The 13,193-nt window shown below is 46.8% G+C and carries 12 protein-coding genes, 8 tRNA genes and 1 rRNA gene; all 21 read left to right on the top strand.

The features are described from left to right. Positions 1 to 115, top strand: a 23S ribosomal RNA gene (locus PQG66_RS22495); the annotation flags it as partial. Positions 116 to 195: 80 nt separating this feature from the next. After that, positions 196 to 287 (top strand) — tRNA-Ser (locus PQG66_RS22490). Between the two features lie 42 nt (positions 288 to 329). Continuing rightward, positions 330 to 406, top strand: a tRNA-Met gene (locus PQG66_RS22485). Positions 407 to 415: 9 nt separating this feature from the next. Next, positions 416 to 491 (top strand) — tRNA-Val (locus PQG66_RS22480). 5 nt (positions 492 to 496) lie between these two features. Next, a tRNA-Thr gene (locus PQG66_RS22475) sits at positions 497 to 572 on the top strand. Positions 573 to 581: 9 nt separating this feature from the next. Then, positions 582 to 659: transfer RNA gene (locus PQG66_RS22470), tRNA-Asp, on the top strand. Positions 660 to 679: 20 nt separating this feature from the next. After that, a tRNA-Phe gene (locus tag PQG66_RS22465) sits at positions 680 to 752 on the top strand. 11 nt (positions 753 to 763) lie between these two features. Next, positions 764 to 849, top strand: a tRNA-Tyr gene (locus PQG66_RS22460). A gap of 6 nt (positions 850 to 855) precedes the next feature. After that, positions 856 to 928: transfer RNA gene (locus tag PQG66_RS22455), tRNA-Lys, on the top strand. A 122-nt stretch (positions 929 to 1,050) separates the two neighbouring features. After that, a complete protein-coding gene (locus PQG66_RS22450) occupies positions 1,051 to 2,286 on the top strand; it encodes a PucR family transcriptional regulator (protein WP_272040063.1) in 1,236 nt (411 codons plus the stop codon). Between the two features lie 103 nt (positions 2,287 to 2,389). After that, positions 2,390 to 3,514 carry an ABC transporter ATP-binding protein gene (locus PQG66_RS22445; protein WP_272040062.1) on the top strand — a complete coding sequence of 375 codons (1,125 nt, stop codon included), beginning with the start codon at positions 2,390 to 2,392 and terminating at the stop codon, positions 3,512 to 3,514. 367 nt (positions 3,515 to 3,881) lie between these two features. Then, a complete protein-coding gene (gene hprK, locus PQG66_RS22440; RefSeq protein WP_272040061.1) occupies positions 3,882 to 4,820 on the top strand; it encodes an HPr(Ser) kinase/phosphatase in 939 nt (312 codons plus the stop codon). A 166-nt stretch (positions 4,821 to 4,986) separates the two neighbouring features. Further along, the gene (lgt, locus tag PQG66_RS22435; protein ID WP_272040059.1) at positions 4,987 to 6,021 is read left to right on the top strand and encodes a prolipoprotein diacylglyceryl transferase; all 1,035 of its coding nucleotides are present in this window, start codon (positions 4,987 to 4,989) and stop codon (positions 6,019 to 6,021) included. Positions 6,022 to 6,027: 6 nt separating this feature from the next. Beyond that, positions 6,028 to 6,684 carry a pyrophosphatase PpaX gene (gene ppaX / locus PQG66_RS22430; protein WP_272040058.1) on the top strand — a complete coding sequence of 219 codons (657 nt, stop codon included), beginning with the start codon at positions 6,028 to 6,030 and terminating at the stop codon, positions 6,682 to 6,684. Further along, entirely contained in the window at positions 6,681 to 7,223 is a 543-nt protein-coding gene (locus PQG66_RS22425) for an acyltransferase (protein WP_272040057.1), read from the top strand. The genes ppaX and PQG66_RS22425 overlap by 4 nt, the downstream gene beginning before the upstream one ends. 551 nt (positions 7,224 to 7,774) lie before the next feature. Next, the gene (locus tag PQG66_RS22420; RefSeq protein ID WP_272040056.1) at positions 7,775 to 8,968 is read left to right on the top strand and encodes an ATP phosphoribosyltransferase regulatory subunit; all 1,194 of its coding nucleotides are present in this window, start codon (positions 7,775 to 7,777) and stop codon (positions 8,966 to 8,968) included. Position 8,969: 1 nt separating this feature from the next. After that, a complete protein-coding gene (hisG, locus tag PQG66_RS22415; RefSeq protein ID WP_272040055.1) occupies positions 8,970 to 9,620 on the top strand; it encodes an ATP phosphoribosyltransferase in 651 nt (216 codons plus the stop codon). A gap of 143 nt (positions 9,621 to 9,763) precedes the next feature. Next, positions 9,764 to 11,068, top strand: a complete 1,305-nt coding sequence (gene hisD / locus PQG66_RS22410) for a histidinol dehydrogenase (RefSeq protein ID WP_272040054.1) — start codon at positions 9,764 to 9,766, stop codon at positions 11,066 to 11,068. Then, positions 11,061 to 11,681, top strand: coding sequence for an imidazoleglycerol-phosphate dehydratase HisB (gene hisB, locus PQG66_RS22405; protein WP_272040053.1), 621 nt, complete (start codon positions 11,061 to 11,063; stop codon positions 11,679 to 11,681). Before hisD ends, hisB begins: the two co-directional genes overlap by 8 nt. A 3-nt stretch (positions 11,682 to 11,684) precedes the next feature. Continuing rightward, a complete protein-coding gene (hisH, locus tag PQG66_RS22400; RefSeq protein WP_272040052.1) occupies positions 11,685 to 12,311 on the top strand; it encodes an imidazole glycerol phosphate synthase subunit HisH in 627 nt (208 codons plus the stop codon). Between the two features lie 135 nt (positions 12,312 to 12,446). Further along, the gene (hisA, locus tag PQG66_RS22395) at positions 12,447 to 13,181 is read left to right on the top strand and encodes a 1-(5-phosphoribosyl)-5-[(5-phosphoribosylamino)methylideneamino]imidazole-4-carboxamide isomerase (RefSeq protein WP_272040051.1); all 735 of its coding nucleotides are present in this window, start codon (positions 12,447 to 12,449) and stop codon (positions 13,179 to 13,181) included. Positions 13,182 to 13,193 lie beyond the last annotated feature (12 nt).

The following is a 13,193-nucleotide window of genomic DNA, read 5'->3' as shown; positions in this document are numbered from 1 at the left end:
GATGAGATTTCCCAGTATGTAAGACCCCTTGAAGACGACGAGGTAGATAGGCTGGGGGTGGAAGTGCAGCAATGCATGGAGCTGACCAGTACTAATCGGTCGAGGGCTTATCCAATAGCAGATCTAAATCGCGTGAGTTTCGTTTCGAATCTAGTTTTCAAGGAGCAATCCTTGAACAACGTTGAGATTGTCTTTGGAGAGATACCCAAGTGGCTATAAGGGGACCCTCTGCTAAGGGGTTAGGCTGAGTAATCGGTGCGAGGGTTCGAATCCCTCTCTCTCCGCCATCTTACCTAAAGATGGACAAGCAATCTAAACACTTTTAATATGGCGGCGTAGCTCAGCTGGCTAGAGCGTACGGTTCATACCCGTAAGGTCGGGGGTTCGATCCCCTCCGCCGCTACCATATTACCCAGGAGGCTTAGCTCAGCTGGGAGAGCATCTGCCTTACAAGCAGAGGGTCGGGGGTTCGATCCCCTCAGCCTCCACCATATATGCCGGTGTAGCTCAACTGGTAGAGCAACTGACTTGTAATCAGTAGGTTGGGGGTTCAAGTCCTCTCGCCGGCACCATTAATGCCTGGAACCGTGGTGTAGTTGGCCTAACATGCCTGCCTGTCACGCAGGAGATCGCGGGTTCGAATCCCGTCGGTTCCGCCATTAATTCAATAATTAAATATGGCTCGGTAGCTCAGTCGGTAGAGCAGAGGACTGAAAATCCTCGTGTCGGCGGTTCGATTCCGTCCCGAGCCACCTTTTACTTTGGAGGATTAGCGAAGTGGCCAAACGCATCAGACTGTAAATCTGCTCCCGTACGGGTTCGGTGGTTCGAATCCATCATCCTCCACCAGTTTTTGAGCCATTAGCTCAGTTGGTAGAGCACCTGACTTTTAATCAGGGTGTCGAAGGTTCGAGTCCTTCATGGCTCATCTTAAATAGAGAGTGATTGATCATCAATATGATTAATCACTTTTTTTGTGCTGTCAGAAAGAGGTTAGTCATAGTCTAGTCTGATGATACAGAGCGTTGCATGACAAGATATGATAAAATAATGTTAAAAAAGCAGAGTGGTGACGTTCGTAACATGAAGCTTATATCTGATCTGAAACGACAAATTGAAGGCGTTATAGGAAACACCTTGGATGAATATGAAATTACGATGTATGAGTGGATGCAGTCCATTGAAAATTTGATGGGTTTAGACGAAAACATGCCCCAGTTCTATCAAGGTAAAGATGGTGAAGGAGAACGTGGGGCTTTAACAAGTTCACGGACATCTTCCAATATTATTAGTTTACACAACGGTGAGCGTGTTTTTTTCAAAGTAAGCACGAAAGAGCATGAAAAAAGCGTCGTTTGTTGGGGATGTGATGCTGGATCAATCACAAAGGAAACTCGTCAACTGATAGAATTATTGATCCTCAGTTATGTTAAATCATCAGAGTGCGATGATCCAATGCAATATATGAACGATACGGACAAAAAATTATCGTCACTGGGAATGTGGCTTCAGGAGAAGATTAAGGCATATAGTACTGGCAATCCTGAACCTGAACCATTGCCTGATTCGTATACGTCAATTGCAGGATTTCAGGATAAAAAGGTTCTCTTTCTTTTGCAAGGGGAGACTCCTGACTCTCAGCGTGTGGACTCCAAAGTTCTAAACAAGCTGCTGGAAAGCTATTTTGGTGAAGAGATCACTTTGATTCCACTTGGAGAGCAAGAGTGGATTTTTATGGGGAACGAAGAGATTGTTACTGGCGAGGCAGATGAAGACACGGTAGAGGCACGAAAAGAGTCGCTCAATGCATTTTGCCTGGGATTGTATGAACTGATTGCCAGTGAGTTCGCAGGGGTTTTCCATCTCTCCGCATCATTGCCATGTATTCCGAAAGAGGCATTAGTTCAGATGGCATTCCTTCTTCGGGAAAGTATGTATCTTGGTCGCTCCTTCCATGTTACACAGCATATCCACCTTTCGTGGAATCTTCAGCTGGAGCAGCTGGTGGCTAGTATATCCGAGCAGCAACGGCTGCGTTTTATTCAGGATACCGGCAAGGGTACACTCATCTTTAAGGATAGTGAAACACTGGCAACACTAGAGGCATTTTTTAGTTTAGATTGTAATGTCAGTGAGACAGCCAAGCGTTTATTCATTCATCGTAATACGCTGGTGTACCGTCTGGACAAGATTAAGCAGGAGATTGGCTATGATGTCAGACACTTCAAGAGTGCGATTGTTGTGCAACTTTTACTACTGATGTACAAAGTGACGAAAAAGGATTGATATTTTTGTGCAGTTTGCGAATAGTCAGATAACCAAGTGATAGGTTATTATAAAACTACAAATTGTATTCGATTACAAAATGATCTCTGAGGAGGCAACAATCATGGCAGGAGTACGTTTAGAGCATATTTTCAAAAAATACCCGGGTTCAGATAAAGCAACTGTAGTTGACATTAACCTGGACATTAAAGATAAAGAATTCTTGGTATTGGTAGGTCCGTCCGGTTGTGGTAAATCAACAACACTGCGTATGATCGCAGGCCTTGAGGAAATTTCTGAAGGTAAACTCTATATCGGTGACCGTGTCGTTAATGATGTTGCACCTAAAGACCGTGATATCGCGATGGTATTCCAATCCTACGCCTTGTATCCGCATATGAGCGTATATCAAAACATGGCATTTGGTTTGAAATTGCGTAAGGTTAAAAAAGACGAGATCGACAAGCGTGTACGTGAAGCAGCTAAAATCCTTGATATCGAACATTTGCTTGAGCGTAAGCCAAAAGCATTGTCCGGTGGTCAACGTCAACGTGTCGCTTTGGGACGTGCGATTGTCCGTGACCCACAAGTCTTCTTGATGGATGAGCCGCTGTCCAACTTGGATGCGAAACTTCGTGGACAAATGCGTGCCGAAATCACTAAGCTGGCTAAACGTTTGGAAACAACCGTTATCTACGTAACGCATGACCAGATCGAAGCAATGACGATGGGTGACCGGATCGTAGTTATGAAGGATGGTATCATCCAACAGGCTGCTTCTCCTGAAGAGCTGTACAATCACCCAGCAAACCTGTTCGTAGCTGGTTTCATTGGTTCCCCAACAATGAACTTTATCTCGGGTAAATTGGCTGAGCAAGGTGCTAACCTTCACTTTGTTGCTCCTGGTGTGGATGTTGAAATCCCACAAGGTAAAGCACAAGTGCTGAAATCCAGAGGATATGCAGGTAAAGAAGTGATCTTGGGCGTTCGTCCAGAAGATATTCACGAAGAGCCAGTATTCTTGGAAGCATCTCCGAACTCTGTATTCTCTACTCACGTAGATGTAACAGAGAACCTGGGTCATGAAATGCTCCTCTACTTGAGTGGTGTAGGTAACGATACTACAATCGCACGTGTAGACGGACGTTCCAACACTCGTGATGGTTCTACAGTTAAAATGGCCATTGACATGAACAAAGTTCATATCTTTGACAAAGAGACTGAAGTTAACGTACTCCTTCAAGACTAATATACTGAAGATCCTCGGTACCGATGGAATCTGGCAGTAACGCTATTATATATTGTAGATCGAGCCCCTTCCGTTTTAACTGGAAGGGGCTTTTTTTCAGAAATATGAAAGAGATGTTAGCCTTCACTCAAGCAGAGTGATATGCTACAGGTAAGAGGCTCCGTGATTGCATTCAATCCAAAATTCATTTAAGATTATTTGAAGGTCTGTCCTCAAGAGGGGAGCCTGTTGAAGTATACAAAATCAGCATCTCAAGGGCGAACTGGCTTGGATGTGAATGCTGTTGTGAATGCGCTAATAATGGAAAGAAATGATACACGAGTGTGAGGTACATAGAGGTACAGCGAATGCTGAAAGGAAGAGACAAATGGCGAAAAAAGTGAAAGTATCCGAATTGGTACAACAATTTCAGTTGGAAGTGGTTTCTGGATCTCAAGGATTAAAAAGATTTATTACAGTAGATGACCTGAACCGTCCTGGTCTGGAAATGGCCGGTTACTTTGAATACCATCCAAAAGAACGGGTGCAACTGCTGGGAAGAACAGAGCTGGCCTTTTTTGCAATGCTGCCTGAAAAAGAACGACGTGAACGTATGGAGCGTCTGTGTAATGAGGAGACACCTTGTATTGTTGTTACACGTGGATTGGAAGTGCCACAGGAACTGATTGATATCAGCGAGGAGCAAAATCTGGCTGTACTTCGCAGCAACATGGCGACAACTATTCTTTCCAGCCGTATTACTGGTTTCCTGGAAGGGAAGCTGGCACCCACTGCGACGATTCACGGTGTACTATGTGATGTGTATGGTGTAGGTATGCTGATCACAGGTAGCAGTGGTATTGGTAAAAGTGAAACGGCTCTTGAACTTGTCAAACGTGGTCACCGCTTGATTGCCGATGATGCGGTAGAGATCCGTCAAACGTCTGATTTTCAGCTACACGGTACTGCACCGGAGTTGATCCGTCACCTGCTTGAGATCAGAGGTGTTGGTATTATCAACGTGATGACTTTGTTCGGAGCAGGAGCTGTTCGGAATAATAAACGGATTACCTTGGTTGTACGTCTTGAAGCATGGCAACAGGATAAACAGTATGATCGTCTGGGACTGGATGAAGAGACTACACGTATTATTGATACGGATGTACCTCTCGTTACAATTCCAGTTCGTCCCGGTCGAAATTTGGCTGTAATTATTGAAGTGGCTGGCATGAACTATCGTTTGAAACAGATGGGGCTGAATGCGGCACTCCAGTTCACAAACAAGCTGACAGCAACCATTTCGGAAGATATGGAAGACATGGATTAAGAAAGGTTGCTCACCAGCAATATATAGCTCGATCGTAAACGATCATGCTATAAAGATATTATGAAGCATGACAGATTGAAGCTTGCATGGAGCTCTTTAAACCGGAAGAGTGCTGCAGGCTCCAATAGTCATGCTTACCGATGTGAATCGATAGGAGTGTGAATGAATGGATACATTATTACTATTGAACCCGGTCGCGTTCTCTATTGGCGCTTTAAAGGTTCACTGGTATGGCCTCATCTTGGGTGCTGCTGCACTATTGGGTCTACTGCTCGTAATTCGCGAGGGCAAAAGATACAACATTCCACAAGAAGTTTTCATGGATATGGTGCTGCTGGGTGTGCCTTCTGCAATTATTGGAGCCCGTATCTACTATGTGGCGTTTAAGTGGGAAGATTATAAGGACAACTTCTGGGATGTATTTAAAATATGGAACGGCGGTATTGCTATATACGGAGCACTGATTGGTGCTATTATCTGTGCAGTCATTTTCTTTCGTCGTAAAGGGTATAACTTCTGGCGTATGGCCGATATCTGTGCACCTGGACTAATTGTGGGACAGATGATCGGGCGCTGGGGGAACTTTGTAAACCAGGAGGCATATGGCGGTCCGGTTGAAGAGTCCTTCTTAAGAGACAAGTTGCACTTACCAGACTTTATTGTCAATCAGATGAACGTGGAAGGTGTATTCCACCATCCGGCCTTTTTGTATGAATCAGTATGGAGTCTGGCAGGACTAATTCTGCTACTGATCCTTCGTCGTCAGAAGTTTTTGCGGTCAGGTGAATTGTTTATGTCCTATTTCATCTGGTACTCGATTGGCCGTTTCTTTATCGAAGCTCTGCGTACGGATAGTTTGGCTTTTCAGGCTCCGGAATGGGTCGCTTCATTTGTGAACGGACTGTGGTCTCCTATGACAGCACTTGGATTCGAACAGGGTTATCTCGACCCTGCGTATGGTAATGTACGAATCTCGCAATTGCTTGCCCTAGGTATCATCGTTGTTGCAGTTGTATTCATTGTGGTGAGAAGAGTGACGGGAAAAGCAGATGCAAGGTACAGTGATCCGATCATCTCATCGAGAGTCACTGCTGATGATATCGAACATACGGGGACAACCTCGGTTGAAGAAGTGAAAGGCACGACTACACCAAGTCCTACTCAAGATGAATCAAAGCAAGTTGAAGATAAAAAGGAGTAATGCAACGTGATTAACACGGTACTGTTTGATCTGGATGGAACGATTATTGATACCAATGAGCTGATAATTAAATCATTTCAACATGTGATGGAAAGCTGGGACCATACTACCCCTTGGACGAGGGAACAGATTATTCCTCATATGGGAGGCACATTGGAGCAACAAATGCGAACCTTTTCAGGTCAGGAAGAGGTATCGGAGTATGTTAAAGGCTATCGAGCCTATAATAATATTCACCATGAAGCCATGGTCAAACCTTTCCCCCACGTAAATGAGGTGATAGAGGCTCTGGATCAGGCAGGGATTACGATGGGTGTGGTGACTACCAAAATCCGTCCATCTACCTTAAAGGTACTGGAGCGTTTTGATCTACTTAAATATATGAAGTCCATTGTGACAGTAACCGATGTAACTCATCCTAAACCCCATGCGGAACCAGTGCAAAAAGCAATGGCAGAACTGGGATCAAATCCTGCCCACACACTGATGATAGGAGATAGCCCTGTCGATATTCAATCGGCGCAAAATGCTGGAGCTCTCTCTGCAGGTGTAGCCTGGTCACTTAAAGGAGAGCAGGTTCTGAGCGGATATAAACCGGATTACATTTTGCATGATATGAGAGATTTGCTGGACATGGTGCTCACAGGAACGAAACGTTCATGAGAAAAGTCACCCGTTATCCGGTAGAAAGTCAAAATGCACTTTGGCACATCTACAAGACAGTGAGTCCGTGGAAGGGCGTTCGTAATTTTATATGGATTCAGTTGTCACGGTACTGCCCTGTTCTTCCCCTCAAGAACTGGATTTATCGACGGATGCTTGGGATGAAGGTAGGAGAACATACGGCCTTTGGCTTGATGGTGATGGTGGATGTGTTTTTTCCAGAAAAAATCAAGATTGGTGAGAACTCGGTCATTGGTTACAATACCACGATTTTGGCTCACGAGTATCTGATTAAAGAGTACAGGCTAGGTGAGGTCATTATCGGGGATAATGTACTGATTGGGGCCAATACAACCATCTTACCGGGCGTAACGATCGGAGACGGAGCGGTAGTGGCTGCCGGGGCTGTGGTCCATAGAGATGTCCCTCCCGGAGCGTTTGTTGGAGGGAACCCTCTGCGGGACCTGTCCCGTCCTGCAGCTTCTACAGAAGAGATCGTTCTTAATCCGGATGAATCTTCTCAGAAGCTGCACCACTAAGTTAGAAGAATCACTATTCGGGATATAGAATGTTGCATGAACATGAACATGAACATGATAAGATGAAGGAATGAAGGAAAGCTGCTGAAGGCAGCTTTTTTGGTATACAGAAGTTAAAGTTCAGCCAAACGAGAAAAGTTATAAGTCATGATGGGCTGTATACAAGAGTGTTTAGGGTGGTCATGTTGACGATGAAGCAGTATTCATGTTATTATATCCCATATCCTTTAGTTTGTTAGCACTTTACCATACGAAAGTGCGAGGTTGTAAATGATAAGTAAGCCTACGAGACGATTCATTATAGACGTTGAAGTTTTAGGCGTGAAAGATATAGCTTACGCTGCAAACGTAATACCGTATTACTGAGAATTAGGGTAACTAACATAGAACGGGGATTTGTTGTACATAAATCCTTCTGCAATAGAAGAACGGTTAAATGATATAGATGATCATGGCAATACATCTTCTCAAATCAATGAACATGCAAGTCAATAAAGCAATCAATTTAATTCAATTCATTTTAAACTTATGACTCGGGGTGAATTATACCAATGACTAAACCGAAAGGCTTTGAAAAACCGATTGGCTTCCGTGACTATACACCACATGTGGTATCCAAGCTACGCATGATTGAACGCAATGTACTAGAGTGCATGGAGCGCTGGGGGTACCGTCAGATTATAACGCCAACTATTGAATACTATGACACTGTAGGTGTAGCGAGCTCTACATCGGATCGCAAACTATTTAAATTGCTGAACAGCCGGGGAACAACATTGGTACTTCGTTCTGACCTGACAGCACCGATTGCGCGTGTTGTGTCATCGATGCTCAAAGATGAACCGTTGCCGCTACGTCTGTCCTACCATGCGAACGTATTTCGTTCGATTGAAGAGGAGGCCGGACGTGAGGCTGAATTTTTCCAAACAGGTGTTGAACTTGTTGGAGATGATTCTCCTGAAGCAGATGCAGAAGTAGTCGCTCTTGCGATCGCGTCGTTACAGGCAGCGGGGGTGTCTTCTTTTAAAATAGCGATGGGTCATATGGGATTCCTGAATGGATTGTTGGAAGAAGTGATTCCGGGGCAGACCGAGGAACAGGCGCAGTTGAAGGAAGGACTGTTGGGACGAGATTATGTAGGCTACCGCCAATCTATAGAAGCGTTACATCTGGAGCCAGAGCAGAAAGAGCGGCTTGAAGCGATTTTGCGTCTGCGGGGTGGAAAGGAAATCTGTACACATGCGAATGAGCTTAGCTCAAGTGCCGAGGCTGCACAATCCATCGCCCATCTCTGTGCGGTGTTTGAAGTGTTAGAGGCCTATGGTGTATCCGAGCATGTACTGATCGATCTGACGATGATCGGTGATTTCTCCTATTATACAGGTATGACGTTTGAAGGATATGCGGCAGAGCTGGGATCACCAGTGTGCAGCGGTGGGCGATATGACAATCTGCTTCAGCAGTTTGGACGTGCGCTTCCGGCTACAGGTTTTGCGTTAAAAACGAACCGGATTATTGATGGTGTCCACGGCATCCGCATTGAAGAGAAGAAATCAGTACGGATTGAATATAGTCCGGAGCGCCGGGCCGAGGCACTAAACGAAGCAGCGAGATTACGCAGTTTGGGTCAGAATGTGGTCACATCCCTACTTCATGAGGAAAAGGGAGACGCCGGTGGTCATGGGTCCGTTGTGGAGCAGGATGAGCAAGTCATAATCTATGGAACCCAAAAAGGAGGACAATAAGATGACGGATATTCTGAAGGTGGCAATGCCCAAAGGCCGCATCTATAAAAAAGCTTCCAAATTGTTTCGTGAGGCAGGTCTGGAAATTCCTGAGGACGTAGACGATACCCGCAAACTGGTCATTGAAGTGCCTGAAGCCGGGATGGAATTCATTATGGCTAAACCTGTAGATGTACCAACCTATGTGGAATATGGTGTCGCCGATATTGGTATTGTCGGAAAAGATGTATTGCTTGAGGAAGATCGGGATGTGTATGAACTACTGAATCTGGGCATTGCCCAGTGCCGTATGTCGGTCATTGGACTACCAGACTGGCAACCGGGCATCCAGCAGAGGGTGGCAACCAAGTACCCACGAATCGCTTCCCAGTATTTTCGAGAGCAGGGGCAGCAGGTTGAGGTCATTAAACTGAATGGTTCGATTGAGCTTGCGCCTCTGATCGGGTTGGCTGATCGGATCGTCGATCTGGTAGAGACAGGGCAGACATTGCGTGAGAACGGACTTGTAGAAATGACAGAAATTCTCGACATTACGAGCCGTCTGATTGCCAATCGAGTCAGTTACAGGATGAAAAATGCAAGGATTCAGGCGTTGTGTGATGCACTTCAATTGGTCATTCCCAGTGGAGATGAAATTCGGGCAGGGAGCTAGCGCACATAGAGATAGATATGTAGATGAATCAATCGGAACCATTGGATAATGGTTAGATACGTAACTTCATAGATCAGTAACAACAGAGACTATAGATAAGTTCGCAGGAACAGGAGATAAGATACGTAAAGGAGGTTGTACGGATGAAGATTGTACCAGCACGGGAATTTAACCTGAAGCGGGAAGTAGAGTATGGTACGTCGGAGCAAAATGAAAGCGTGCGGCGCATCGTCGCAGACATTCGCCGGGAAGGTGATGCGGCACTGCTGCGTTATACGGAGCAGCTGGACCGCACGAAGCTGACGGCTGCGCAGTTGCGCGTGCCGCAGGAGGAGCTCCAGGCAGCATATGCAGCCGTGGAGCCAGCTTTTGTGGCGGCGATTCGGCAAGCCGCCGCCAATATCCGTGCGTTTCATGAGAAGCAGAAACGCAATTCATGGATGGACTGGCAGCCGGATGGCAGTCTGCTCGGCCAGGTTATTCGGCCGCTGAAGCGAGTCGGCGTGTATGTCCCTGGGGGGAAAGCAGCGTATCCATCGTCGGTGCTGATGAATGTGATTCCGGCACAGGTCGCAGGTGTGCCGGAGATTGTGCTTGTCACACCGCCGGCGACGAACGGCGGTGAAGGCATTGACCCGTACATTCTCGTGGCTGCCGCGGAAGCAGGCGTGAACGAGATGTACCGGGTTGGTGGCGCGCAGGCGATTGCCGCGCTGGCTTACGGCACGGAGAGCATCGCCCCGGTCGACAAGATCTGTGGACCGGGCAATATCTACGTGGCGCTCGCGAAGCGTGAGGTGTATGGGGCGGTCGATATCGATAGTATCGCTGGGCCGAGTGAGATTGTGGTGCTCGCCGATGATACGGCGAACCCAGTGTATGTCGCCGCGGACTTGTTGTCGCAGGCGGAGCATGACGAGATGGCATCGGCCATTCTCGTCACGAACTCGGCCACGCTGGCGGAAGCCGTGCAGGCCGAGGTGCAGCGGCAGCTGGATGTGCTGCCGCGACGTGATATCGCTACTGCTTCTGTAGAGCAGTATGGCGCGATCATTGTAGTTGATTCCATCGATGAGGGAATCAATGTGGTAAACCAGCTTGCACCAGAGCATCTGGAGATCATGGTGCAGGAGCCCATGGCTTACGCTGGCCGGATTGAAAATGCCGGTGCCATCTTCCTCGGACCGTATAGCTCCGAGCCGGTAGGCGATTACTTTGCCGGACCGAATCACATTATTCCGACGAATGGAACTGCCCGGTTCAGTTCCCCAGTGGACGTCGATGATTTTATCAAAAAATCTAGCTTGATTTATTATAGTAAGGAAGCACTGTTGCAGAATGGAGCAGCCATCATTGAATTGGCCCGTCATGAGGGGCTAGAGGGGCATGCCCGTGCAATCGCTGTACGTTTAGAACAGGAAGGAAAGGTGGAAACGGACAATGGATAACCAGAATAAGAGTGCAGAACAAGCAGCAATTCGTCAAGCGGAGGTAGACCGCAAAACCAATGAGACCAATATTCAATTATTTTTTAACGTGGATGGCACCGGACAATCCAATATTGAAACGGATGTGCCATTTTTGAACCATATGCTTGATTTGTTCACGAAGCATGGACAATTTGACCTGAACGTACAGGCTCGTGGGGATATCGAAATTGATGATCACCACACGGTTGAAGACATCGGTATCTGTCTCGGACAGACACTGCATCAGGCACTGGGTAACAAACGTGGCATTAAACGCTATGCCAGCGTATTCGTACCGATGGATGAAGCTCTCGCTCAAGTCATTATTGATGTAAGTAACCGACCGCACTTTGAATATCGAGCAGAGTATCCTTCGCAACAAGTCGGCAGTTTCTCTACAGAGCTGGTACATGAATTTTTGTGGAAATTAGCGCTGGAAGCACGGATTACGCTTCATGTCATCGTACATTATGGTCAGAACGCACACCACATGATCGAAGCAGTCTTTAAGGCGCTTGGACGTGCGCTGGATGAAGCAACGATGATTGATCCACGAGTAACAGGTGTACCTTCCACCAAAGGAGTACTGTAGACGATGGCGATTGCAATTGTCGATTACGGTATGGGGAACCTGCACAGCGTCGGCAAAGCGGTCGAACGTCTTGGCTATGAAGCGCTGGTAACGGGAGAGCGGGAAGCTATCCTTGCTGCAGATGGTGTCATATTGCCAGGGGTTGGCGCCTTTGGTGATGCGATGGTGCATCTGCGGGAAACGGGTCTGGATGCGGTCGTAAAAGAAGCTGCTGCCGGATCAAAGCCGCTACTAGGGATCTGTCTGGGCATGCAATTGTTATTCAGCTCCAGCGAAGAGCACGGTGAGCATGAAGGACTGGACATTTTACCGGGAAAAGTTGTGCGCTTCGCACCAGGTGAACTGAAGGTTCCTCATATGGGATGGAACCGCCTGGAATTCCTCCAATCCGAAAACCCGTTATTTGCAGGGCTGGATGCAGGTCATGTCTATTTTGTACACTCCTATCATGCACTTACAGAGAATCAAGGTGACCTGCTGGCTGTTACGGATTACGGACATCCGGTTACAGCGATTGTGGGGAGAGGATCAAACTTCGGCATGCAGTTCCATCCTGAGAAGAGTGGTGAGCTTGGTATGAAGCTGCTTGGCAATTTTCTGTCGTTAACCGATACTACAGGATTAGCCTAACTCTGGTTCTTATTATTCCAGCTAGGTTCAAGCCTTTATCATTCATTGAACTTGAAATCAATCCGCTCTAATATGTTCAACTTCAACTTCAAATTACTCCAAAACAAAAATGAAATCACATTCAGGAGGCATTCTATGTCATCTTTTATTTTATATCCAGCGATTGATATCCGGGACGGCAAGTGTGTAAGACTGGTGCAGGGAGATTACAATCAAGAGACGGTATACAACGATGATCCGGTTCAAGTTGCGCTTGACTGGGAGAAGCAGGGCGGTACCTATGTTCATCTGGTAGATTTGGATGGTGCCAAAGCAGGACACCCCGTGAATGATGAGCTGATTGGGCGCATTGCATCCGCAGTGAACGTACCTGTACAGGTTGGTGGCGGACTTCGTACAGTAGCAGATGTGGAACGTTTGCTGGGGCTGGGCGTAAGCCGGCTGATTATCGGAACAGCAGCGATTGAAGATCGTGCTTTTACAGAAGAAGTATTAGGACGTTATGGTGATAAAGTGGCTATCGGTATTGATGCGCGTAACGGATATGTTGCGACTCGTGGATGGCTTGAAACCTCCGAGGTACAGGCAGAAGTATTGGCGAAGGAACTCGCTGCTCATGGAGCGGAAACATTTATCTTTACGGATATCTCCCGTGACGGCATGATGCAGGGACCTAACGTAGAGGCGATTGTGTCTCTTGCCAAAGCGAGCGGACGCACCGTTATTGCTTCTGGCGGTGTCAGTGTAATGGATGATCTGCTTCGTCTGAGTCGTCATACAGAGGATGGTGTTGGCGGAGCCATTGTAGGTAAAGCATTATACACGGGTAGTATTGATCTGGCTGAAGCAGTGCGTTTGGTGAGCAAGTAACGGATAATCAGT

The sequence above is a fragment of the Paenibacillus sp. JJ-100 genome, assembly GCF_948329825.1.
Lineage (GTDB): Bacteria > Bacillota > Bacilli > Paenibacillales > Paenibacillaceae > Paenibacillus.
The sequence above is the reverse complement of the archived record's forward strand: the minus strand, read 5'-3'. Positions and strand labels throughout refer to the sequence as shown.

Excerpts from the sequence above, each read along its gene's own strand:
- hisH (WP_272040052.1), top strand. The coding sequence starts at position 11,685 with ATGGCGATTGCAATTGTCGATTACGGTATGGGGAACCTGCACAGCGTC.
- hisB (WP_272040053.1), top strand. The coding sequence starts at position 11,061 with ATGGATAACCAGAATAAGAGTGCAGAACAAGCAGCAATTCGTCAAGCG.
- PQG66_RS22420 (WP_272040056.1), top strand. The coding sequence starts at position 7,775 with ATGACTAAACCGAAAGGCTTTGAAAAACCGATTGGCTTCCGTGACTAT.
- hisG (WP_272040055.1), top strand. The coding sequence starts at position 8,970 with ATGACGGATATTCTGAAGGTGGCAATGCCCAAAGGCCGCATCTATAAA.
- hisD (WP_272040054.1), top strand. The coding sequence starts at position 9,764 with ATGAAGATTGTACCAGCACGGGAATTTAACCTGAAGCGGGAAGTAGAG.
- lgt (WP_272040059.1), top strand. The coding sequence starts at position 4,987 with ATGGATACATTATTACTATTGAACCCGGTCGCGTTCTCTATTGGCGCT.
- PQG66_RS22425 (WP_272040057.1), top strand. The coding sequence starts at position 6,681 with ATGAGAAAAGTCACCCGTTATCCGGTAGAAAGTCAAAATGCACTTTGG.
- PQG66_RS22445 (WP_272040062.1), top strand. The coding sequence starts at position 2,390 with ATGGCAGGAGTACGTTTAGAGCATATTTTCAAAAAATACCCGGGTTCA.
- hisA (WP_272040051.1), top strand. The coding sequence starts at position 12,447 with ATGTCATCTTTTATTTTATATCCAGCGATTGATATCCGGGACGGCAAG.
- hprK (WP_272040061.1), top strand. The coding sequence starts at position 3,882 with ATGGCGAAAAAAGTGAAAGTATCCGAATTGGTACAACAATTTCAGTTG.
- PQG66_RS22450 (WP_272040063.1), top strand. The coding sequence starts at position 1,051 with ATGTTAAAAAAGCAGAGTGGTGACGTTCGTAACATGAAGCTTATATCT.